The organism is Mesobacillus sp. MER 48 (assembly GCF_023714225.1).
GTDB lineage: Bacteria > Bacillota > Bacilli > Bacillales > Cytobacillaceae > Mesobacillus > Mesobacillus oceanisediminis_A.
On record NZ_JAMAUR010000010.1, the window covers coordinates 14,374 to 38,276 of the forward strand.

Genomic DNA, 23,903 nt, shown 5'->3' on the forward strand with positions numbered 1-23,903 from the left:
TCATGCGAAACAACATTCGACCTGTCAATCTGGCATTTCATGCGAATACCAGTTATAAATTTTATCAGCGTGCCGCTTTTCGAGATCGATGACTTTGCCTCCGGCACCGCCATGTCCGGACATGACAATCGCTTCTACAGTGGCAAGCTTCTTTTTCTTCTGAAAAGAGCTTTGTTTGACACTGAAGGATTGGATTTTATTTTTCCTCATATATACAGTGTTTTTGGCCATGTTCCGATAACGGAATGTCAGCATCCCTTCGTCAAGACTCCAGCCTGCATCCTTGTAATTGAGGTATGACCAGATGGCCGAGAGAGCGAGCAGAATAAGCGCTCCGTATCCCCACGGCCTAAAAAACCAGATGGCCAGTGCGATGACCGGCAGGACGAACAGCCAGCCTTTCAACAAATATCTCCGGTATGCCCGCGGAGGTGCGGGCGATAGATTGACGCGGAAATGGTAATCCGTCAAATACGGTTCAAGCAGGCCGGGGATTTTTCTTTTTTTCACAATCGGCAGTATGAGGACCTTTGAGCTTTCCTGGTCAAGCGCCGATCCGCCCGCACTTTCAACGAATGCCGACGCATATCCAAGCGGCTGCCTGATTAGGTTCTCGCTGATCCGGACTGCCTGGATACGATTCAACGGGATCGTAAACTGCCTCTTCTCCAATAACCCCCGGGTTATGACAAGATCATTGTCGACTTTCCTCACGGTAAAATTAGCGTATTTCAGCATCGTCCCAAGAAGTGCGATGAGCCAAGCCAGCAGAAACCCGATGAAAACGACAACACTGATAAAAATAACGCCGTTTTGGACAAAGTTTTCCACTCCATCAAAAATCTGTTCATAAGGAATGAATTCTTCAAACTGGAACACGAACGCCAGCACCGCGGAGATGACAACCCCTACTCCGCCTGAAGTCGTTGCCAGCATCAACAACTCAGGAACTGATATTTTATAAAGTACCTCTTCACTTGAAGACAGGTCCTCTTCTCCTTGCTGGATTTGCCCATGCTTCTTGATGGAGACCAGGTAATCATGGATTTCCTGGGCATCCTGCTTCGTGATGGCCGTGAGTACCGCTTCGCCATCCTGCAGGCCCATCCCGCCGGAGCCCGCTGTCTCTACTTTTACCTTCACAAGCCCGAAAAGCCGCTGTAAAATTCCTTCCGACAAATCAAGGCTTTGAATCCGGTCGAATGGAATGTACCGTTTTTTTCTGACAATCAGTCCATATTCAATCCTTAGTTCACCCTGCTCGATTCGATATGTAAATCTATACCATGACAGAACCCCATATACTAACACCAGTACGACTACCGCGATTGACCCAATGAAATAAAACAAGTCCCAATCCGTGCCCCTGCTGCCGAAGACGACGAAGATCAGGAATGGAATGATCATTTCTTTCAGCTGTCGGAGTGCATTGACGATCGCGGCCACTGGATGCAGTCTTTTCGGCTCAGACATCTTCATCCGCCACCCTTGCCAGCCTGGAAATGGACGTTCTCAAGCTCTCCGCTTCCTCCATATCAAGCGCTGGTATTTCATGGACCGTCGCAGCGGTTGACACCGTCACCGTCGATAAACCATATTTCCTTAACAATGGCCCCTGCAGCGTATCAACATGCTGGACCCGAATCATCGGGATCAGCGTCCTTTTCACAATAAAAACTCCATATTGAAGCTCGATCTCCTGTTCCCTGACTTCGTAACGCCAGCGTTTCCAGCGCAGCTTCGGCAATAAAAAAATGAACAAATAGCTATATACAACTGCCACGGAAATAGCAGCTCCAATTATCCAATTCGGAAAATCAAAAATCATCGTAATGGCGATCAGACCGCCAGCTAATATCCAAACCAACAGGGAGTGAAGACCAGCGGCAATTTTCCAGACAGTCAAAGCCCGCTCGGAAATCCGCTTTTGCGGCTCAGAAATCGTCATAAGTTATCCTCCCATTATTACCAATTAATAGCACCTTCCTAAGTATACAACAACTCCCCACTCCTGGGGCACTAAATTAGCAAGGAATGTGCTGGGAATGAGATTCACTAAGGGGCCATCCGACGAGTGAATGGCAAATGAAGAGCCCATTCGACAGGAGCCTGGTTCTCATGGAATTTATCGACTATTTCAGGAGGAAGCTGCTGCCGTCTATGACTTCGATTTCCGGGATTTGTTTTAAATCCTCTGCCAGCTTAAACAGGGCCAGATCTTTCTTTTTCGCTTCGATCATACAGTGGATTTCAGGAACGGAGCCTTTTATTCCGTTCAGGAAGTCCATGAACATCTTTACATCGACATATTCGGCGTGTGCGCGGAACTCTTTTTCCGAACGAGGGCTTGATATATGCATCTTCACAGGGAGCATGGATTGTTCCCATGTCCCGACGACACGCTCCCATTGCGCTTCCCAGTTTATATCCTCATGATGGGCGAGATGGTGATGGTAATCGAACACGAGCGGGATCCCCAATTTTTCGCAAAGATATAGCGTGTCATGCAGAGTGAACGAAGTATCATCATTTTCAAGCATGATCATGCTTTGCAGCCGGGTAGAGACCAGCCCCCAGTTATGGATGAATTGTTCAAGGGCTTTCTCCCTGTTCTCATACACGCCGCCTACATGGAGGACACAGCGATGCACAGGGTTGATCCCCATCCCCTTCAATAACGCATGGTGCATCGCCAGCGTCTTGACCGAGTTGTTGAGCGTATCGGTCTTCAATGTATTCAGAAGGACAAAATGATCCGGATGAAAATCAACCCTCATTGGATTCTCATGTAAAAAATCAGCAATTTCCTTGAGTGGCTGTTTTAACGCCCGCATATACTTCCAATCGGAAAGCTCCTCATGATTGGCAAGCGGAATCAGCCGGGAGCTAAGCCGGAAAAAGTGAATCTCATTCGCCTTGCTGTGCCTTAAAAGGCGGAGGCAGTTTTCAAGATTGGAAACCGCGATTCTTTCAAGCTTATTGATCGCCGCTTCACGGTCCTTGATTCCCTGGAATTGCTTGAAAGTCATCGTCTGTGACGGCGAAGCATTCTTCAACTCCTCGCTCATCGCCACATATCCCAGCCTCACAATCGTCATCAGATTCACCCCACTCTTTTTTCAGTAGTATGCCCAACTAACATGAGCGGCAAGTTCTAATTTTGCGGTTCATATGCGGCCGATATCCAGATTCAGGACGAAGAGTTAAGCTAGTTTGGCGGACTGTTGGTCGATATATTTGGAAATGTGGTCGATAAAATGGCAAATGTGGTCGATATATTTCAAAATGTGGTCGATATAATCGGAAATGTGATTGATATATTCTGAAAGGTGGTCGAATAATTAAAATATCCCGATCTGTTGCGGAGATTTCATGGGGTGCAACCCAATATGGGGTCGGTAAATCCTAAAAAGTGATTATTACTTTTCTAAAATCCTCTTAAAAACAGCAGGATTCATACAATAAAGTGAACACTTCACTAAAAAAAACACTCACTTTTCAAAAATCGCATAAAAAAATCCCCGGCTGGGTAAACCAACCGGGGATTTCGTGTTTATTTTAGCGTGATGATCTTGATTTGTAGCTGCCGCCTTCTCTGCTGCCGCCACCGCCTGTGCGTTTTGTTCCAGAACGTGGCTTGTAAGGCTTCTTGCGGCCATCGCCTCTGTTATCGTAACGTCTGCGGTCGCCTCCTTGAGGCTTTTTGTCTCTTCTGTTTGGAAGAGGCTTTTCCTCAGTAAGCTTAACAGGAGTTGTATCAGGCTCTTTAGTGAGCATTTTCAATACGGATGCAACGACTGTTTGAGCATCATGGTCTTTTAATAGCTCATCTGCAGCCTGGCGGTAGTATTGAAGGTTGTTTGACTCGATTGTTTGTGTAATCTTTTCAATAACAGCTCTTTGCTGGCCTTCAAGCGCCTGGTCCAGGGTTGGAGCAGTCATTTTTTCCATACGGCGTTTAGTTGTTTTTTCCACTACATGAAGGTATGAAGTCTCTCTATGTGTGACAAACGTGATCGCCATACCCTCTTTACCTGCACGGCCAGTACGTCCGATACGGTGTACATAGCTTTCAGGGTCCTGAGGGATATCGAAGTTGTATACATGCGTTACGCCAGAGATATCAAGTCCACGCGCTGCAACATCTGTTGCAACAAGGACGTCGATTGAACCTTCCTTGAACTTTCTTAATACGGACATACGCTTAGCCTGTGTCAGGTCTCCGTGGATGCCTTCAGCTGTGTAGCCGCGAAGGTTCAATGCTTCAGAAAGCTCATCAACACGGCGCTTTGTGCGTCCGAAGATGATTGCCAGTTCCGGTGACTGGATGTCAAGAAGACGAGTAAGGACGTCGAACTTGTTCTTTTCCTGAACCTCAACATAGTATTGCTCGATCAAAGGAACAGTCATTTCCTTTGCTTTAACTTTAACAACTTCAGGGTCCTTCATGAAGCGCTCAGCGATCTTGCGGATCGGTCCCGGCATTGTTGCCGAGAACAATAATGTCTGGCGTTCGTTAGGGATTTGCGCAAGGATGGCTTCGATATCTTCGATGAAGCCCATGTTCAGCATTTCATCTGCTTCGTCAAGGATGACTGTTTCGACATTATCCAGACGGATTGTCTTTCTGTTGATATGGTCAAGCAGACGTCCTGGTGTTCCGACGATGATATGCGGACCTTTTTTCAGTGCGCGAATCTGGCGGTTGATGTCCTGTCCGCCGTAGATAGCAAGTACGCCGACTCTTTTGCCAGCACCAATTTTATATAATTCCTCGGAAACCTGGATAGCCAATTCACGGGTTGGCGCGATGATAATTCCCTGGATGTTATGGTTTTCTTTCTTGATTTTTTCCACTAGAGGAATACCGAAAGCCGCAGTCTTACCAGTACCTGTCTGTGCCTGGCCGATCACGTCTTTATTTTGAAGGCTGATTGGAATCGTCTCTGCCTGAATCGGAGTTGCTTCCTCAAAACCCATATTCTTTACAGCTTTTAATGTTGCGGGGCTAATCCCCATGTCTTGGAACATTGTCAACTTTGCTCATTCTCCTTTATGTTCACATTTATCCCGCACCGGTTCTTCCGATGCTTCGTTTATTTAAGTGGCTGTTTAAGGATCCAAATCATTTCTGATTCTGGTTAGTTTATCGTACCTTTACGGCAAAATAGGTGTTAGCACCTTGTGTTTTAAGCAGGGCTGAATCAGCAGTCGCTTGCGTATGCTGAAGCACAGAACCTGAAATATTAGCAAAAAAAGACATTCTCCAGCACGGGAGTATGTCCGCTTAAAGGATTTTCTCAGTTAGACACTCAATATTCATCATACCATCTTTAGTCAGGAAAAGCAATTTTCGAGACGAAGCTTCAGCTGCTGATTCCCTCTCTCGGTTTGGAGGTCAAAAAATCATATACTTCATCAAAAAGGTGTTCTTTTTCGTCGCAGTGGCAAATCAGATGTTTGGAGTTCTTATAAAAAATCAGCCGTTTTTCCTTTGCGCCGATGTTTTCATAAAGATAACGGGCGCTCTTGGGAGGGACGATGCCATCGCTCTCGCCCTGGGCGATCAAGGTAGGCACCTTGACATCGTTGAGAATAGGCTTGATTTGGTTTACAAGCCTGCGAAACTGCAAGGTTGCGGTCATGGGTGTTTCTTTGATTTTTCTCGTGTAACGCCTGAACAACTCATTTTCCTTCAATTTTCCTTTTACAGTATCTCTCATCATTTCCCTGATGTCGAATGCAAGCTGCTTTGGATTCACATAATAGGCAGCGGCACTAAGCAGGACCAGTTTATCGACCGGATAGGCTGAGGCCAGATAGCTGGCAATCAGACCGCCCATCGAAAACCCGACTACATATACGGTATCACACTCATTCAATAGAGCTTTCAGTTCCCTTTCAGCATGGTCAATCCACTCGTTATGCTTTATTCCCTTCAAACTTAGCTCATCGCCATGTCCAGGAAGGGTGGGAACAACTATTTTCCAGTCAGTCCGCGCTTTTAATGACTGGGCTAAAGGCTCAACTTCATAAGGAGCTCCGGTAAATCCATGGATCAGCAGACAACCTATCATAACCATCACCCATTAGTTTTTCTCGTATTTAATCTTTCCCCATTTTAAATGATTTAACCCAGAATTTCCTCGATAAAGCATTACAAATCAACACCAAAAAGATGTCCCGGTTAAAGGACATCTTTTTTGCTGGTTATTTTTGAAGCGCCTGGACGACTTCCTCAAGCGCCATACCGCGTGATGCTTTTACCAAAACGATTGTTTCATCGGTTACATAATTTTTCAGTTCTTCACTCAATTGCTGTTTATCATCGAAAGCAAAGACCCTGTTTTCACCAAGGACTTCTTTTGCACCTCTGGCGATCGATTCGCTCAGCTTGCCGTATGTGAACACGTAGTCCACCTTATCGGCATCAAGGGAAGTCCCCACTTTATAATGGTATTCTTCCTCCAGCGGCCCTAACTCGAGCATGTCACCGAGTACAAGGATTTTGCGGTTGTAGCCAGACAAATTGGCAACAAGGTCAATCGCCGCATTCATGGATGTCGGACTCGCGTTATAGGCGTCATTGATGATTTTTTCGCCGTGAGCTCCCTCTGAAAGCTCCATCCTCATGTTTGTCAGCTTCAAGCTGGCAAAGCCGTCGTTCATTTTTTCAAAAGGAACGCCCAGGAACTCTGCGGCAAGCATGGCTGCCAAGGCGTTCAGGATATTATGGTTTCCGAGGACCGGCAAATAGAACGTGTCACTGACAATGTTCGTTGTGAACTTGTTGCCATTCTCCATAGGCTCGATATCAACCGGATACAAATCATTCTCCCGGCTTGCCCCGAATGTTTTAAGTACGCCATTTCCCTTATAGTCCTGCAGTCTTTCCTGCAGTAGCGGTTCATCTCCGTGAAAAATGATCAGACCATTTTCCTGAAGGCCAGTGATGATTTCCAGTTTCGCATCAGCAATGGCTTCTCTTGAACCAAGATCAAGCAGGTGGGATTCTCCGATATTTGTGATGATCACTGCATCCGGACGACCCAATTTAGTTAAAAAATCAATCTCACCCTTGCTGCTCATCCCCATTTCAAGCACGGCAACCTCTGTATCTTCCCGAAGACGCAAAAGCGTCAGCGGAAGTCCAAGATGATTGTTGAAGTTCCCTTCTGTTTTTTGAACCTTGTATTTTTGGGCAAGCAGATTTGCTGTCATATCCTTTGTTGTCGTTTTGCCGTTGCTGCCTGTAATCCCGACAACCTTGATATCAAGTGAATCCCGGTAGTTTCTTGCAAGTTCCTGAAGAGCAGTCGTCGTGTCTTCGACGATGATGACTGGAAGGTCCTCCGGAGGATTCGGCACATCTTTTTGCCAGAGGGCCGCAGATGCTCCGCCATTCTGGATGACATCCACTACAAATTTATGTCCGTCTGTCCGCACACCTTTAAAAGGAACAAATAGATTCCCTGCTTCAATTTTGCGAGTGTCAATCGAAACACCCTTGACCTCGATATCAGCAAATTTGCTTACATCATTCAGCCCGCCTGCCATTTTCGCGATTTGTGCTAAGGTTTTTTGGATCATACAGATTTCCTCCCATGAAAAGAGAGAACACGGCCATTTGTTCCTCCGTGTCCCCCTGGATATTAAGCATTTTTAGAATGTATATTTGATCTTCTGCTTTTCAGCGTGGCGCTCGATTCCCAGGTTCACCAGCTTTTCGATCAGCTGCGGGTATTCGACACCTGCGTGCTTCCATAAAAGCGGGAACATGCTGTATGGAGTGAATCCAGGCATTGTATTGACTTCATTGATCAAAAACTGACCATCCTTTGTCAGGAAAAAGTCAGCACGAACGAGGCCCGAGCAATCAAGCGCTTTGAAAGCTGTGATTGCCATTTCCTTAATATCTGCATATTGCTGCTCAGTGATTTCTGCGGGAATGATCATTGCCGTATCGCCATCTTCGTACTTCGCCTTGTAGTCATAGAAGTCTTTCTTAGGGACAATTTCACCTACAACCGAGCATTCAGGCTCATCGTTCCCCAGGACGCCAATTTCGATTTCCCGTGCGACAACACCCTGTTCTACGATGATTTTACGGTCAAATTGGAACGCCTCTTTGAACGCCTCTTCAAGCTCTTGCTTATTGGACGCCTTGCTGATTCCCACGCTCGATCCGAGGTTCGCTGGTTTTACAAAGCAAGGGTAACCAAGTCTTTCTTCGACTAGACCGTATACCTTCTCGCTGTCCTTTTCCCATTCGCTGCGAAGGGCTGACACATAATCCACCTGCGGCAATCCCGCCTGAGCGAAAATATTCTTCATGATGACTTTATCCATCCCTGCCGATGAGGCAAGAACACCATTTCCGACATAAGGAAGGTTCAATAGTTCAAGCAAACCCTGAACCGTGCCATCCTCACCGTTTGGTCCATGCAGCAATGGGAAGATGACATCAAGCGTCTTGCCCTCTTCCTTTCCGCCAGCCTGGAATAAAGCCTGAGTAAACGAAGGGGTTGGCAGATTCGAGCCATCCGCGAATTCAAGCTGTTTGACGTTCTCAGCAGGCGCGTTCAGCTGCGGTCCCTTGACCCACTCCCCTTCCTCCGTTATGTATATAGGATAAATCTCGTAGTTTTCAAAATCCAATGCCTTCGTCACAGCCAAAGCTGTCTGCATCGATACTTTATGTTCAGCCGATTTGCCGCCGTACAGCAGCCCGATTCTTGTCTTCATAAAAATAGACCTCCAATAAAATTCAATCCGCTTATTATTTTACCACTTTATTTTTTAATTAAGGAATTGTTATCAATATTTAATATTTGCTCTCCAGCTATACTATTTCCTGTTTTACATGCATGAAACCTGCGGGAAACACAAAATTAGCAATAGGCATCCGTTCCTGATCCAAATGCCTAATGTACTATATGACTTAACTAAGAACATCGTGAAAGGACAACACAGGTAAGGGTCATTTTTTAAAAAGGTTCTTGTTGATGGAGGCACCGCTAATTGGCCGGTTGTTTTACTGGCAAAAAACCGTCGAAATTTCCAATTCGCTATAAAAACGGGAAAGTCGCTATAAAAAATTGATTTTCGCTATATAAATGGAAAAGTCGCTATAAAAACTGATTTTTCGCTATATAAATTGATTCTCGCTCCAATTTCCGATTCTGAAACGGAATCAAACATCTGTTTTATTTTTTTTAAAGAAAAAACGCTCAGGATTCCCTGAACGCTGGTTATTTTACAATTAAAACCGGCGCTTTCACCCGTTTTGCGACTTTATGGCTGACACTGCCTAGGACCATTTCCTGCAGGCCATTCAAACCGCGGCTGCCGACGACCACGATATCAAACTGGTACTTGTTTGCATAATCAACAATCGCAGGTCCAGGTTCTCCGAGCAATTTTTCAAACTTGTAGTCCAGGTTTTCTTCTTCAAGCATATTGGTTACAGGCTGAAGCCTAGCTTTCCTTTTCTCCTCGACCACTGTCTGGTCCGCATTATGAAGGACATCCTCTTTGGAAGTTTGTCCATCAACAACATAAACTACAGTTATTTCACTGTCACCGTTAAGCTTCGCCAATTCTGCCGCTTTTTTCGCAGCTCGCACTGAATGATCGGAACCATCTGAAGCGAGCAAGATTCTATTAAACATCTCATTCCCCTCCATTTCCATAATCTAATATATAAAGAAAGCACGCTGATTCGTCAACGTGCTTTTTCAAACTTATTTTAGTGTCCCGTAAGCTTTGAGCCTTCTCGTTTGTGAACAGCCAATTTGTCAATCAAGTGGGAGCTTGGTTCATTCAAGCCTTGCAAACGGACCACGTTACCGTTCTCTCTCAATTTGATGATGATTTTATCAATAGCCGCAACCGCTGAATCATCCCACACATGGGCATGAGTCAGATCGATGACGACTTCTTTTGCTGTTTCTTTCAAATCGAATGATTCAAGCAGATCTGTAACGGACGCGAAGAATACTTGTCCTGTAACAAAATACGTACGGCGTTCAGCGGCAACATCAAGTGTTGAAGTAACTTTTACCTTTGAAATCTTTGCGACAAAGAAAATCGCACTTAAAATGATTCCGGCAAATACACCTTTTGAAAGGTCATGCGTAAACACTGTTGTTACAGTGGTGACAACCATGACGATTGAGTCTGTAACAGGAGTCTTTGCCATGCCTTTAATGGATGACCAGTCAAATGTTCCGATAGATACCATGAACATGACTCCTACAAGGGCAGCCATTGGAATTTGGACAACGATATTTCCTAACACAAGAATCAGGAACATAAGGAATGTACCGGCAACGAGCGCAGACAGTCTGCCTCTGCCGCCAGATTTTACATTGATGACGGATTGGCCGATCATTGCGCAGCCTGCCATGCCGCCGAATAATCCGGCAACGATATTCGCAATTCCCTGGCCGCGGCTTTCTTTGTTTTTATCACTTGAAGTATCTGTCATGTCATCGACGATTGAAGCCGTCAGTAAGGACTCAAGCAAACCAACGATCGACAAAGCCAATGAATATGGGAAGATGATTTTTAATGTTTCGAGATTGAATGGTACATCAGGAATCAAGAAAGTTGGCAATGCAGCCGTCAGATTCCCCATGTCGCCAACTGTTCTCACATCACTTTTCGTCATCAGAGCAATTACTGTAATGACGATAATCGCTACAAGTGGTGATGGAACTGCTTTTGTGATGCGCGGAAAAAGATAGATGATTGCGAGCGCGCCCGCTACCATTGCATACATAACCCATGTAGCATCTACAAATTGCTCAAGCTGTGCCATGAAAATCAGAATCGCAAGTGCATTCACGAAACCGACCATAACGGAACGCGGAATGAACTTCATGAATCTTGCCAATTTAAACACACCAAACAGAATCTGCAGGACACCTGTCAAAATTGTAGCTGCCATCAAATATTGCAAACCATGGTCAGCAACAAGTGTCACCATCAGCAGCGCCATCGCACCGGTCGCGGCTGAAATCATGCCAGGACGGCCGCCGACAATCGCGATTGTCACAGCAATAGCGAATGAAGCGTAAAGTCCTACCATCGGGTCAACACCAGCAATAATCGAAAAGGCGATCGCTTCAGGAATCAAAGCAAGCGCAACGACAATCCCTGAAAGGATGTCCCCTTTCACGTTGCCAAACCATTGTTCTTTAATTGTATTAGTATTCAAGTAAACACCCCTTAATTTTTATTTTATGGCTTCCTACTCTCAAGCAAGCCGGGTCCGATAAAAACAGAATTCATCATAACATATTTATTAAAGCTATCAACCATTGTTGTAAGCGCTATTTTTTATGTATTTCTTCAAATATTGACTGATATCTCCGTTTTTCACATAGATAAAGTAAAAACCTTAAAATGTAAATCGGCCTTCTACCTTGCTTGTTTAAAGCTTTTTAAAACGGAACTTTGTTATGAGATTCCAGGACATTTTTACATGAAGATATCCCTCCTTGTGACCGTGATTCCAACTTTTTTCCGTTTTCGGGCACATGTTGAGCCTACTTGTTACCGAAGTTCCAGCTTTTCTCCGTTTTCGGGCACATGTTGAGCCTACTTGTTACCGAAGTTCCAGCTTTTCTCCGTTTTCGGGCACATGTTGAGCCTACTTGTTACCGAAGTTCCAGCTTTTCTCCGTTTTCGGGCACATGTTGAGCCTACTTGTTACCGAAGTTCTAGCTTTTCTCCGTTTTCGGGCACATGTTGAGCCTACTTGTTACCGAATTTCTAGCTTTTCTCCGTTTTCGGGCACATGTTGAGCCTACTTGTTACCGAAGTTCCGGTTTCTCTCGGTTTTCGGGCACAAGTGGCCTTAATAACTGTAATTCTTAACTCAATAAACGATCAAAGTCCTGCAGCTCAGTGAGCTGCAGGACTTTTTTTCAACCAATCGGTGTGCATATTTCAATATAATGTCCATCCGGGTCTTCTGCGTAGGCAACGACCTGGCCCCATGGTTTTTCGGTTGGTTCGAGCAGGATCAGGACTCCGGCGGTGCGCAGTTTTTCTACGGCGCCCTGGACATCTTCTGTTGTGAAGCCTAACTCGAAGGTGTGTTCATTCCTGATTCCATCCGGGATTGGAAGCTTGGTAATTTCACGGCCGCTTTCCCTTGTGTTCATTGAAAGCACTGTGCTGCCTGTTTCATATTCGATATAGGTGCCAAATTCGTTTCGAAGTTTCAGGCCCAGCAGCTCGCCATAAAAATGCTTTGTTTTCTCCAGATCGGAAACATATAAAATCACGTATCCCATTTTCATTTCCATCGTCATCACCTCTTTAGTTTTACATTCGAGGTGGATTGGCCAGATTCCTTCATTAAAGTTTTCCCAGCTCGATAATTCTGGATCGCTTCCTTCGTGCAGGCATAAATCCCCTCGCTGATCAGTTTGCCTAGCGGCGAAGCTGTCCCTGCGTAGGAAATCTCTTCCCCCTGCTGGGTTGCGGCGATACAAATGCTGTCAGTTGAAATGCCGATGTTCTGTCCGGCAATCAACAGGGTGTTTCCTTCCAGCTCCTGCAGGGCGCTCATTTTTGCCTCAGCTGCAGTCATTGCGCTCTGGATAAACGCTTCTTCAGAGATTCGGCCATTAATGAACAGCCATGTATTGATATTCCTTGGGCTCTCGCGATGCGTATTGCCTGCCGAGACCATAATGAAGATCGATAATCCGTCAGCTTCGAAAAAACGGCGTGATGCGGTTTCCGCAGGAACAGCCGTCATCATCGCAACAGTCTCGCTCGGCAGAAAACCATTCGCCTGCAGATACTCAGCCATTTCTGCTTTATGGTCGCTGCAATTATAGTCCATTGGGACAACACGGTGTACAAAGGAATTGTGCCAGCCAATTCCTGCACCCGTTATTCCTGAAGACATTGTCCTTAATTTCATCGGTGACTTTAGTGTAATCCGGTCGAGACTGAATTCAAGAAACCTGGCATCTATTTTAAAATTGGCAGCTTCATTGCCGTCTGATTCGGGAACAAGCAGCAGCTGTGGCCGGGCGATTTCCGGGTGCGGGTGGTTTTTGATCTGTGTCTTATAAACAGCCTTGATTCGCTCTTCTTTTAAAACCTCAGAAGGAGTATCGACAATCAGCACCTCACCGTTATCCAGCAGCAGCAGCCTGTCACAATATAGCGAGGCAAGATTCAAATCATGGAAAATCGAGACGACTGTCAACTGCTCCTCTAAAGCCCATTTTTTCAGCAAGTCCAACAGCTCTTTTTGGAAGCTGAGATCAAGGTGATTCGTCGGCTCATCAAGCAGCAGAATCATCGGCTGCTGTGCCAGTGCCTGCGCAAGATAGACCCGCTGCCTTTCGCCGCCGGATAGTTCAACGATCGATTTCTCCTGGAGATGGGTGATCCCTGTCTGGTCCATCACCTTGAGGACAATCTCTTCATCCTCATCACTCCAGCTGTGGAACCACCCTTTCTGGTGCGCATAACGGCCAAGCGAAACGGTCTCTTTCACACTATACGGGAAGGCCTGGTCAGAATGCTGCGGCAGGACTGCCATCATCCTCGCAAGCTGCTTCGGTGTATACTGGGTCAATGGCCGGCTATCCAGCTCGATGGCACCTTCCCGGAATTCCAAAGCGCCGCTGATCATTTTTAACAGCGTGGTTTTCCCGCTTCCGTTTGGTCCAAGAATTCCGAACAACTCACCCTTGCCAACCTCAAAGGAGATTTCCTTCAGCACCTCGCCGCCCGCATATCCGCCTGTCAAATTCTTCACTGTGATCATCGGCCAGCACTTCTTTCCCTGCGATTTTTCATTAAAATTAACGCAAAAACCGGTGCTCCGATTAATGCCGTGATTACGCCAATCGGCAATTCCGAGGGTGCGATGATAGTCCGGGATATTAAATCAGCAAGAATCAGGAATCCACCGCCAATCAGCACCGATAACGGCAGCAAATGACGATGGTCAGGTCCCCAGACAGTCCTGGTCAGATGCGGAATGACGAGACCAACGAAACCAATCGTCCCCGATACAGCAACCGCTGAACCTGTTAAAAGGGAACCCGACAGCAAAATCAAAAGCTTCCGACGCTCGACATTGACGCCGAGATGCTGAGCCCGTTCCTCGCCAAAGGACATCGCATTCAGTTCCCTTGTATTTGCCAGTAAAATCACCAGACCAATCATAAAGAAAGGAAAAATGATTTTTATATACTCCCAGCCGCGCATCGATACGCTGCCGAGCAGCCAGCCAATGATTTGCCTCAGCTCTTCGCCTGAGAGAGCAATCATAAGCGAAATGAACGACCCTAGAAAGGAGCTTAAAATGATTCCCGTCAAAATAATGGTTTCCACCCTGAGCAGCCTGTCGACTTTCCGGGCAAAAAACAGCACAAACAACACAGTGGCGAATGCGAACAGAATGCTGAGCACCGGCAAGGTGAAGGCACCGATCAGCGGCAGTGAGAGGCCAAAAAACAGCGTAACGACCGCACCAATGGAGGCACCTGAAGAAATCCCGAGCGTATAGGGATCTGCCAGCGGATTTCGCAACAGGCCCTGAAACGCGGCACCGGCAATCGCTAGTGACGCGCCAACCAGTCCTGCCAGCAGCACGCGGGGCAGCCTGATTTCCATAACAATACTTGCATGCATCGGATCGATTCCCTCTCCCTGAAAACGGAAAATGTCAGCACCAATGATTTTGATGATAGCGGGTACAGGAATGGAAACCGTTCCGATCGATATTCCCAGCAGCATTGAGATGATCAAAAATGCTGCAGCAAAAACATATGCTAATCCTTTATTATTTAAAAACGTCCGGGTAAATGGCTTTTGCAAGTACCTCCGCTCCTTCAGCGAGCCTTGGGCCAGAACGGGTAACAAGATCGGAGTGGACATCGAATACCTGCTGGTCCTTGACCGCTTTTACATTGTTCCAGCCCTTCCGCGCAAGCACCTGCTCAACTGGCTTCTCCGTATAATATCCATAGGTTGTCACAATGACATCCGGATTACGCTCAACCATGACTTCCGGGTCGACTTTCGGCCAGCCTTCCATGTCACCGGCAGCGTTCTTCGCACCAATCAACTCAAGCATTTCATTGATAAACGTATGATTGCCGGCGGTGTAGATTTCCGGTTCAGGCGAGACCTCAACAAATACAGTCTTTTGCTCTTCTGGCTTAATGGATTCCGCTTTCTTCTTCAGTTCTGTGAAGCTGTTTTTCATCGAATCTACTAGCTCGGCTGCTTTTTCAGTCTCACCAATCGATTTTCCAATCATCTCGATTGACTGATACACTTCTTCAAATGACTGCGCATCATTCACCACGACAACCGCAATTCCTGCGTCCTTTAGTTGCTGCAGACCTTCTTTGGCCGTGTCTGCGGTGGACCCAGGGGCAAGGACAAGATCCGGCTTCAGCGAGATCATTTTTTCAATATTAAACTCGATTCCGCCGACTTTTTCCTTAGACATTGCTTCTTCTGGATAATTGTCGAAATCTGTGACGCCGACAATTGCGTCCCCGCTGTCAAGCGCATAAACGATTTCCGTGTTGCTCGGAATCAGGGAAATGATCTTTTCAGGCTTTTCTTCAATGACAACTTCTTCATCAAACGCATCTTTTACCGTGACAGGAAATCCTGTCTTCTGTTCCTGCGCGTTTTTTTCGCCTTCCTTTTTTTCTGGCTGTGCACCAGTAGCGCAGCCAGCCAGGATCATGGCAGCCGCCACCCATATCAACAATAATTTCTTCATTTACTTCTCCTCCGTTTTTTCGATATAAATAAAAAACATCTCCACCTGAAGGGGAGATGTCCGAGTAAGCAAATGTTTTTATCAAAAAAGACATAAAGCCTGTCGGCACCTCCCTATCCTCGTAGGTTTGCTTGGTGCAATGGACAGGCAGGTCTCCTGGCTCATGGTCAATGCTCGCTGCGCCTTCCCATACATTTGTACAGTGGCATGTTGCAGCTTGCTCCCATTTACAGTGGCGGGACCGCGTTGGATTTTCACCAACTTCCCTATTAAGTCTTGTTATAAAAGACACCTGTTCAGATCGTTATGTAATTTTCCGCTCCAACTCATTATACACGAATTGCCAAAAGCTGCTGCAAAAATTTTGTTTTTTCGACTTATTGTGCAAGCAAGCTCCATTCCTTCAACTTTTTATCGAAAACAAGCCTGCCGTCAGGATTGCTCCGGCTTGCTTCTTTATATTCATCCTGCATATCATCCATGTTGGCAAAATCTCCGATAATCCAGATCGGTATTTCAATCTTGTTGCGGTTCTGCTGGATATTCTTCAGCGAAAACACAGCCCCTTCCTTCAAGGCTGGTATCAGTGATTTCAGGATTTCCTTGCTTACAGATGGATAGGACTTCTTTTTCCGGATTCCAAGCAGCGTTTTTTCCGGTTTCATTTCTCCGAGTTTTCCTGACAGGACATTGCCAAGCATGCGGAAAAAGTCATTGAAATTGCGGTAATAGATCTTATTGAACCAGCCGTCCTCATTGGACAGGTACACAAAACGATTATTAAGCTGATTGTAAAAAGGCAGCTTCAAATGATGCTTGATATGCCCGAGATAAAGAAGTTCGGCAATTTCCTGGGCCGTCAGCACATTCAGTGCTTCCACTTCCTCAAAATCAATCCAGCAAAAATCTCCATATGCATGTACATTGGCTCCTACCAGCTTTTCGGCACTATCTCCTGGTACATACTCAAATAAAGTATGCCTGTTGAATTCGCCATCCTCATAGCGATGCTTCAACAGCAAAAGATGGTTAAATGGATCAGGCAGCGACCTCGAAAATTCATGGAATTCGATTCCGTGCGAAAGTACATAATGGTCCCGTTCGTTCATGTGGAGATATAATAAATCCCTGCTATAAGGATGGTTCTTTTTCAACAGCAAAACCTCCCGGAAAATTCTAAGCTGCAGAATGCCAGCGGCTCCGTACAAATGACGCTTCTTCCATTCTAACAAAAACGGTGGAAAATATCTTATTTTGAATCCTCAAAAACATAATTATTATCCACCTTTCCGGTTAAAAGAATCCCTTTTCAAAAGAAACTAAACCCTCCTGTCATTCGTCTAATACTTATAGGGACATATTACCTGCTCAGGGATTGTGAGGATAATATTCGTCTGCTAGCATAAAATGGTAATACATTCTCGTACAGGCGAAAGATACCTGGTAAACGATATTGTAAAAATGATTTTGGACAGGGTGTAGCAAATGGATAAATCCACAAAAAAATTCGACCGCTTTGATTGGACGTTAACACTTCTCTTAATGCTGTTTTTTCTGACCAGCTGTCTCGCCATTTATAGCGCCCAGAAGACCGGGCAATATGTTGGCCAGAACTTTTTATATAAGCAAATATTCTGGTATGTCGTCGGTTCAGGTATCATTGCAGTAGTAATGATGTTCGACAGTGAACAATACCGCAAGCTCTCCTGGTATTTATACGGCTTCGGAGTTTTCCTGCTCGTCTTCCTGTTTTTCGCTCCTGCCAGCATTGCCGAAGAAAGAAACGGGGCCAAAAGCTGGTTTTTCATCGAGCCATTCGGTTCAATCCAGCCTTCTGAATTCATGAAAGTCTTTTTGATTCTTGCCTTGAGCAGCGCCATCTATACCCACCATAAAAATCATCCTAGAAAGACACTCCAAACAGATTTCCTGCTGTTCATCAAGCTTGGCCTTATCACCGCCTTACCGTTAGGGATGATCATGATGCAGCCTGACCTCGGAACTTCCCTGGTCGTGATTGCGATTTTCACAGGAATCATCCTAGTTTCAGGCATTACGTGGAAAATCATCCTGCCTCTCTATGGCGGTGGAGCTGTACTTGGGGCCGGCATTCTGTATCTCGTCATCTGGAAGCCTGAGATCCTGAAAAAATACCTGGGGGTAAAAACGTATCAGTTTGGGCGCATCTATGCCTGGCTTGATCCGGAGAGCTACCCGGAATATGGCTACCATCTGCTAAAATCCCTCAGTGCGATTGGCTCTGGCATGCTGACTGGAAAAGGTCTCAATGGCAGTGAAGTCTATATTCCTGAAAGCCATACAGACTTTATTTTCAGTGTCATTGGCGAGGAATTCGGCTTTGTCGGCGGCAGTTTTGTCATTAGCCTGTACTTTCTGCTTATCTACCATCTGACAAAAACGGCACTGGATACGAATGACCCTTTCAATACCTATATTAGTGCAGGTGTCATTAGCATGATTACTTTCCACGTCTTCCAAAACGTCGGAATGACTATCCAGCTGCTGCCGATAACGGGAATCCCGCTGCCTTTCATCAGTTATGGGGGAAGCTCGCTTATGGGCAATATGCTGGCGATGGGGCTGATTTATGGAATCCGGTTCCATCATAAAACCTATATGTTTGCCTCAAGTGACAGGAGTTTTGATCTATGAAGCTAGTAAGCAATTATCGTGATAATAATGTTTTGAGGAAAAGTTTCATCCAGCTTGCCTCCGACATTTTCGGACTTGATTTTACCAACTGGCATGAAAAAGGGTATTGGGGAAGTCGATATATTCCGTTTTCCTATACGGATGGCGGTCGGGTGGTTGCGAATGTATCGGTCAATGAGCTTGAGTTGATCATAGCTGGAAAAAGCCGCAAAGCCCTGCAAATTGGTACTGTAATGACGCACCCTGATTATCGCCATAAAGGGTTGTCAGCAAGTCTGATGAACCATGTGCTGGCCGAATATGAGGGAAAGTATGATTACATGTATCTGTTCGCCAATGACAGCGTGCTTGATTTTTACCCGAAGTTCGGTTTTGAACGGGTTGAGGAGCACCAGTTTTCAACGATAATTCCTTCTAATACAGACCGGGCAGGATTAAGGAAACTGGAGATTCCGGCAGATCTTAAGCAGATTGAAAAAATTGTTTATGGGAGAGCGCCAGTTTCCCAGGCCTTTGCGACTGCAAACTCTGGCGGCATCACCATGTACCATATCCTGAATGTTTTTCCCGACCATCTTTATTATGCTGAGAAAGAGGACGCGATTGTCATTTTCACGGAAGAGAACGGTCAGGTCCAACTGTATGATGTAATCAGCACCTCGCCGGTGAATATCACCAATATCCTTCCTGTAGGGGAAGTTGTCTTTCATTACACACCTGACTACAAGGATTTGGACTTTCGATCACTTCCTTTTAAACGGGACGGAGAATTATTTGTAAAAATTGGCATCGGACAAGAGTTCCCGCGTTTTTTCAAGCACCCTCTCACATCGGAGGCATAAATGAAAAAAGGCTGAGACCAAGCTTACGGATTTGGTTTTGAAGTAGAAAACATCAAATATCAGTCTGAAGACTGGCAGCCACTTATGGATTGACTTGTTAAAATGTCTGCAGGTTTATATGCTGAAGCCATAAAAAAGAGACCGTTATAGAACTATCGGTCCCTTTGTATCCATATATTATCTCACCAACTAACGCTCACCTTTTGTCACTTCACATTTTTAAAATAATCTTCCTGAAGGAGCCCATATACAGCACAATCCTTATAATGATTCTTGGCATTTCGAATCATGTGCTTAAAGGTTCCTTCTTGTTCCATTCCCACTTTACGCATTATTTTTCCAGAGGCTGGATTATCAGTATTATGTGCTGCTGATATTTTGTGAATGTTCATATGTCTAAAGCCAAATTCAATGACAGCTCTTAATGCCTCAGTTCCATACCCCTTGTTCCACCAGGTGTAACCGATTGAATAACCTACTTCACAATTCTCAGTCATACTATCAAAATTGAAGAGGTCAATAGCTCCAATCAATTCACCACTTGCTTTCAGTTCTATACCCCAATAACAGAAATCCTGGGTATCATATTTACTTACGATTTCTGTTACCCTCTCAATAGTTTCTGCTAAAGACTTGTGTGCACCTTTTATAAGATTATCCATTACTCGATCATCTGAAAGCCAATGATCAAATATACTTTGAGCATCAGAAAGTTCAATCTTCCGAAGAACTAATCGATCCGTTTCTAATCTGGATGTACCATAATAATTAATCATTTTCTCACCCGCCTGACCAAATCATATCAATCACTAATATTTTCTTCACCTTACTCTGAAAACCCTTCTTCACCTAAACTGCTAACGTTTAAGTGTATAACTTCACAAAATAACTTAAACAATTCCATAAACGCAAAAAACGCACAGCGAGTCAATTTTTGCTGAGCGTTTTCAAGTGGGAAATTACATAGATTTTGTTTGCTGATTAAGTTGCAAATTGGTGTGTGCATTTAGTTTTTCTACTCCTAAACCGAATCCATTAAGACCAAGCATCAGCCTTTTTCCATTGCCTTTGCCCTGATTTTACCTATGGCCCTTACAAAGAAGTACACAATGAAGATTCCCATGAGTACAAGCCCGGTTTTGTTCAGGTCAACCAGCTTCAGAACAGCTCCTGCCAGCGTGACAATGTACAGCATCCCTAACATCGCATTCATTTCTTTGTTTTCAAAATATGCAGTCATTCTGGCACCGAATTGAGCGCCGACTAACGCACCGGCAATCAGCATCAAACCAATGAAGTAATCGATTTGTGTGTTGACCGCATAGGAAATGAAACCAACTGAGACGATGAGCAGCACTGCAAACAAACTCGTTCCGACTGCTTTTTTAGGATTGAATCCCAGCGAGGTGATGATAAGCGGGACAATGATGAAGCCGCCTCCTACTCCAAGCGATGCCGAAACAAAGCCGCCGACGAACCCAACTGCTAAAAGCTTTGGTACCGAAAAATGAGCGGGTGCGGGATTCTCTCCGTCTTTCTTTTTGCCCTGGCGAATCATTTTTATCGCAAAATAAGCGAGCAGCACAATATAAAGGAACGGAATGACAATGTCATCCCAGCCCCGCGCTTCAAGAGCATATACAATCGGCCGGGCCAGCTGTGTCGCGACAATCCCGCTTAGCCCCATGATCAGTCCCTCTTTCCAGAGGATATTTTTCATGCGGATGTGAGCGGCAATCCCTGACATTGATGTGCCCACCGTGAAAAACAAGCTCGTCGTGATCGCTTCAAGCGGCGAAAAACCAATCAATAGTAAGATCGGTGTCAGGATAAAACCTCCCCCAACTCCGAAGAAACCCGACATTACGCTGATCAATCCGCCCAGCAGCAGAAAAGGTATATATTCCATAGACAACATCCCTTTTATAGACTATTTCCTTTTTTAGGATACCATTAATAATTGGCTCTTGCAGAATTATAAATGGTATACTTCTAATTAGGCTCAATTGACACTTACTATAACAATTCAAAGGAGATACTGTTTAATGTCTGAATGGATTCACTCGATTGAAGAATGGCTGCTTGAATTTGGTTCATGGGGATTATTCTTCGTCTCTTTCCTGGAATCTTCTTTTTTCCCGATTCCTCCCGATGTTTTGCTGATTCCGATGGGGATCTCCAACCCTGACAAGGCTCTCTGGTATGCCTTCATCACCACAACCGGTTCCGTGCTCGGTGCCCTGCTTGGCTGGTATATCGGCAAAAAAGTCGGCCGTCCCATCCTTCGATATTTTATAAAAGAAGAGAAAATTGTCCTGGTCGAACGCTATTTCGAGAAATACGGTGCAATGGCCATCCTGATTGCCGGCTTTACACCTATTCCATATAAAGTCTTCACGATTTTTTCCGGAATCTCAAACGTCAAGATTCCTACACTCATCATCTGGTCCATCATCGGCCGCGGCCTGCGCTTCTTCCTTGAAGCAGCCATCATTGTTGCACTGGGCGACAAAGCCATGCCGTTCATCGAAGAAAACTTCGCAATGCTGACAATTGCCCTCGGAGCTGTCGTGATTATTGGATATTTGATTTATATGTATCTAAAAAGATCGAAGAAATCATAAAGGTTCATAAAAAATGCTTGGAGCCTAGATGGGCTTCAAGCATTTTTTATAGTTGATCGTTAGTTGTAGAAAGCCATCATTTTTCGAATCTAACTAACGTTTTTTCTGGTATTTCAATCTGGTCAATATCAAAGTTATTGATTTGGAAGATGATCTCACCCTCTCGCTTATCCTTTTCTTCTCCAATCCAACAACTATACAGTTCAAAATAATCCCCTTTTACAAGATAGTTGTTCATTCTATTACAAAGTTCTAACAGCTTTACTTTTGATTCAGCACATGTTTCTTGGTCCATATATTCCGAAATCTCAATTCCCCAGTGACTTGATACCTCGTAAACATAAGGGGTAGTCAACTGATATTTCTTTACATTTTGGAGTTCTCTTTCTCCTGCAAAACAACTTCCAATGTAAAAAAAACCACCTGAAGATCCATCATCGTTTATTGATAATTCTATATTGCAGCCAATGTAGGAAGCTAAACTCATTCTCAATCAATCCCTTGGTAACCTTTTTAAACTACTCTACACCGTTTATTTAAAAAGAATGAGGAAAATTTTCGGTCGCACATTGGGCATAGCTTGCACCCGATACTAAACTTAATTTATAAAGGACAGTATTTATTTTTTTGTCTATTAGACGTTCTGAGTTTTCAGACGGTCCTATTTTCAGGCAACCTTGCCGCTGCAATAATTGGAACCATTTACAACACATCTTCTTTTACCAAATCAATTTTACGAAAATAAAGACCCTCTAGAAAGTATACAAACTAAATTGAAATTTGGGAGGATTATTACTCTGTTTTAGAGAAATGGTTCTCGTTAGGACCAATATAGTAGGGCATTTTAGGCGATAACTTAATTTTGGCTGGGAGTGATTGATTTGAAAATTGCCATTTTGTCTGATATTCATGAAGGTTTAAACCGGAAAAATACCGGTACTGATATTATGACTGTGCTAAAAAGATGGATTGAAGCCCATTTACCTGATGTGTTCATTTTAAGCGGTGATATGACCGCAGGCCCTAAAAAAACCCTTGATCTTTTAAATCAATTACAAAGTGATTTTCCACAAACCAGGGTTTTATTTGTGCATGGAAACCACGATATTTATTATGAGGATTCAAAAACCTCTTACGAAATACTGCTTGAGTTTCCAGGTAATCTTGGAAGTGGACCAATTGAGTTAAACAATGATTGGGTGATTATCGGCGATGGGGGCTGGTATGATTATACTTTTGGAGTAAAGGGTTATACGAGAGAACAATTTGCACTCGGGAAGTTTAATAAATTCACTTGGCCAGACAAGCTATATGCAAATTGGCCCGGTCAGGATCAGGATGAAACTGAGCGTTATTGTGAAAAGTTAGAGGGGTGGCTAAGTGCGTATAGCGGGAAAAATATTATCATGGTCACACATTTCGTCCCTTTTCCCAAGTTTGTTATATATAAGGACGACCCTAGCTGGGACTTTTTCAATGCCATGATGGGCAGTTCACGTTTCGGGGAATTAGCAGTGAAATATGGCGTGAAAAAATATATTTTTGGCCATATTCATAGACGATATCACGAACAGTATAAAGGAATGGAAATCATCTGTAACCCGTTAGGCTACTACCCTCACGAATGGGACTGTGAATCAGTGGAGGAAGAGATTTTTTCAAGAGTTAAAGTTATAGAAATTTAAGAAAGATGAAAATGTATTGATCTGTCCATAATGATTCTTAATTCAGTCATTCTAATCCAGTCAATAGATTACTGAATAATGGCTTTTTAAGCACAGTAAGCCACAATCCTATTTGACTGCTGCAACACCTAATGCATAATGATTGAAAAGTAGTCCTTTACTAACTCAGATTGTAGTTCCTCGCAATTAATTATAAGAATTATTTCTGAGTGCTTACCTTTCAGTAGTCGTTTCTTTTTCTTCAAAATTACTTCCGTTTATAGTCTGATAGAAAATCCAAAAACAAAACTAAAATGGG

Annotated in this window: 21 protein-coding genes and 1 riboswitch; of the genes, 4 read left to right on the forward strand and 17 right to left on the reverse strand. The window is 44.5% G+C overall.

Features of this window, described 5'->3' with window-relative positions:
* Nucleotides 1-24: 24 nt before the first annotated feature.
* The 14 genes from M3593_RS21430 to M3593_RS21495 form a co-directional block, all read right to left on the reverse strand.
* Complete coding sequence (locus M3593_RS21430) at nt 25-1,473, reverse strand: PH domain-containing protein (RefSeq protein ID WP_251544794.1); 1,449 nt, start codon at nt 1,471-1,473, stop codon at nt 25-27.
* Nucleotides 1,466-1,948: a PH domain-containing protein gene (locus tag M3593_RS21435; protein WP_251544795.1), complete on the reverse strand. Its 483-nt coding sequence runs from the start codon at nt 1,946-1,948 to the stop codon at nt 1,466-1,468. Before M3593_RS21435 ends, M3593_RS21430 begins: the two co-directional genes overlap by 8 nt.
* A 184-nt stretch (nt 1,949-2,132) precedes the next feature.
* Nucleotides 2,133-3,098 (reverse strand): UV DNA damage repair endonuclease UvsE, encoded by a 966-nt coding sequence (uvsE, locus tag M3593_RS21440; RefSeq protein ID WP_251544796.1) that lies wholly within the window; start codon nt 3,096-3,098, stop codon nt 2,133-2,135.
* 460 nt (nt 3,099-3,558) lie between these two features.
* Complete coding sequence (cshA, locus tag M3593_RS21445) at nt 3,559-5,037, reverse strand: degradosome RNA helicase CshA (RefSeq protein ID WP_285848157.1); 1,479 nt, start codon at nt 5,035-5,037, stop codon at nt 3,559-3,561.
* A gap of 329 nt (nt 5,038-5,366) precedes the next feature.
* Entirely contained in the window at nt 5,367-6,077 is a 711-nt protein-coding gene (locus M3593_RS21450) for an alpha/beta hydrolase (RefSeq protein WP_144481180.1), read from the reverse strand.
* Between the two features lie 133 nt (nt 6,078-6,210).
* Complete coding sequence (locus tag M3593_RS21455) at nt 6,211-7,590, reverse strand: UDP-N-acetylmuramoyl-tripeptide--D-alanyl-D-alanine ligase (RefSeq protein ID WP_251544797.1); 1,380 nt, start codon at nt 7,588-7,590, stop codon at nt 6,211-6,213.
* Nucleotides 7,591-7,662: 72 nt separating this feature from the next.
* Entirely contained in the window at nt 7,663-8,745 is a 1,083-nt protein-coding gene (locus M3593_RS21460; RefSeq protein ID WP_251544798.1) for a D-alanine--D-alanine ligase, read from the reverse strand.
* Between the two features lie 506 nt (nt 8,746-9,251).
* On the reverse strand, nt 9,252-9,671 hold the full coding sequence (locus M3593_RS21465; protein ID WP_144481186.1) for a universal stress protein: 420 nt from the start codon (nt 9,669-9,671) through the stop codon (nt 9,252-9,254).
* A 77-nt stretch (nt 9,672-9,748) separates the two neighbouring features.
* Nucleotides 9,749-11,221, reverse strand: a complete 1,473-nt coding sequence (locus tag M3593_RS21470) for a SulP family inorganic anion transporter (protein ID WP_251544799.1) — start codon at nt 11,219-11,221, stop codon at nt 9,749-9,751.
* A gap of 712 nt (nt 11,222-11,933) precedes the next feature.
* Entirely contained in the window at nt 11,934-12,317 is a 384-nt protein-coding gene (locus M3593_RS21475) for a VOC family protein (RefSeq protein ID WP_251544800.1), read from the reverse strand.
* A 5-nt stretch (nt 12,318-12,322) separates the two neighbouring features.
* Nucleotides 12,323-13,801: a heme ABC transporter ATP-binding protein gene (locus M3593_RS21480; protein ID WP_251544801.1), complete on the reverse strand. Its 1,479-nt coding sequence runs from the start codon at nt 13,799-13,801 to the stop codon at nt 12,323-12,325.
* On the reverse strand, nt 13,798-14,859 hold the full coding sequence (locus M3593_RS21485; RefSeq protein WP_251544802.1) for a FecCD family ABC transporter permease: 1,062 nt from the start codon (nt 14,857-14,859) through the stop codon (nt 13,798-13,800). The genes M3593_RS21480 and M3593_RS21485 overlap by 4 nt, the downstream gene beginning before the upstream one ends.
* On the reverse strand, nt 14,825-15,781 hold the full coding sequence (locus tag M3593_RS21490) for an ABC transporter substrate-binding protein (protein WP_251544803.1): 957 nt from the start codon (nt 15,779-15,781) through the stop codon (nt 14,825-14,827). The genes M3593_RS21485 and M3593_RS21490 overlap by 35 nt, the downstream gene beginning before the upstream one ends.
* 129 nt (nt 15,782-15,910) lie before the next feature.
* A riboswitch (cobalamin riboswitch) is annotated at nt 15,911-16,092 on the reverse strand.
* Between the two features lie 66 nt (nt 16,093-16,158).
* Complete coding sequence (locus tag M3593_RS21495) at nt 16,159-16,935, reverse strand: hypothetical protein (RefSeq protein WP_144481198.1); 777 nt, start codon at nt 16,933-16,935, stop codon at nt 16,159-16,161.
* 331 nt (nt 16,936-17,266) lie between these two features.
* Between M3593_RS21495 and M3593_RS21500 the strand changes: the two genes are divergently transcribed.
* Both M3593_RS21500 and M3593_RS21505 read left to right on the forward strand, forming a co-directional pair.
* Nucleotides 17,267-18,454: an FtsW/RodA/SpoVE family cell cycle protein gene (locus M3593_RS21500; RefSeq protein WP_251544804.1), complete on the forward strand. Its 1,188-nt coding sequence runs from the start codon at nt 17,267-17,269 to the stop codon at nt 18,452-18,454.
* The gene (locus tag M3593_RS21505) at nt 18,451-19,296 is read left to right on the forward strand and encodes a GNAT family N-acetyltransferase (RefSeq protein ID WP_251544805.1); all 846 of its coding nucleotides are present in this window, start codon (nt 18,451-18,453) and stop codon (nt 19,294-19,296) included. Before M3593_RS21500 ends, M3593_RS21505 begins: the two co-directional genes overlap by 4 nt.
* A 206-nt stretch (nt 19,297-19,502) precedes the next feature.
* Here the strand turns inward: M3593_RS21505 and M3593_RS21510 are convergent, their stop codons facing one another.
* The gene (locus M3593_RS21510; RefSeq protein WP_251544806.1) at nt 19,503-20,072 is read right to left on the reverse strand and encodes a GNAT family N-acetyltransferase; all 570 of its coding nucleotides are present in this window, start codon (nt 20,070-20,072) and stop codon (nt 19,503-19,505) included.
* 272 nt (nt 20,073-20,344) lie between these two features.
* On the reverse strand, nt 20,345-21,205 hold the full coding sequence (locus tag M3593_RS21515) for a sulfite exporter TauE/SafE family protein (protein ID WP_251544807.1): 861 nt from the start codon (nt 21,203-21,205) through the stop codon (nt 20,345-20,347).
* Between the two features lie 136 nt (nt 21,206-21,341).
* On the opposite strand from M3593_RS21515, the gene M3593_RS21520 reads away from it, so the two are divergent.
* Complete coding sequence (locus tag M3593_RS21520; RefSeq protein ID WP_251544808.1) at nt 21,342-21,920, forward strand: YqaA family protein; 579 nt, start codon at nt 21,342-21,344, stop codon at nt 21,918-21,920.
* Between the two features lie 76 nt (nt 21,921-21,996).
* Here the strand turns inward: M3593_RS21520 and M3593_RS21525 are convergent, their stop codons facing one another.
* Nucleotides 21,997-22,407 (reverse strand): hypothetical protein, encoded by a 411-nt coding sequence (locus M3593_RS21525; RefSeq protein ID WP_144481209.1) that lies wholly within the window; start codon nt 22,405-22,407, stop codon nt 21,997-21,999.
* 385 nt (nt 22,408-22,792) lie between these two features.
* On the opposite strand from M3593_RS21525, the gene M3593_RS21530 reads away from it, so the two are divergent.
* Complete coding sequence (locus M3593_RS21530) at nt 22,793-23,605, forward strand: metallophosphoesterase (RefSeq protein WP_251544809.1); 813 nt, start codon at nt 22,793-22,795, stop codon at nt 23,603-23,605.
* Nucleotides 23,606-23,903: the final 298 nt, after the last annotated feature.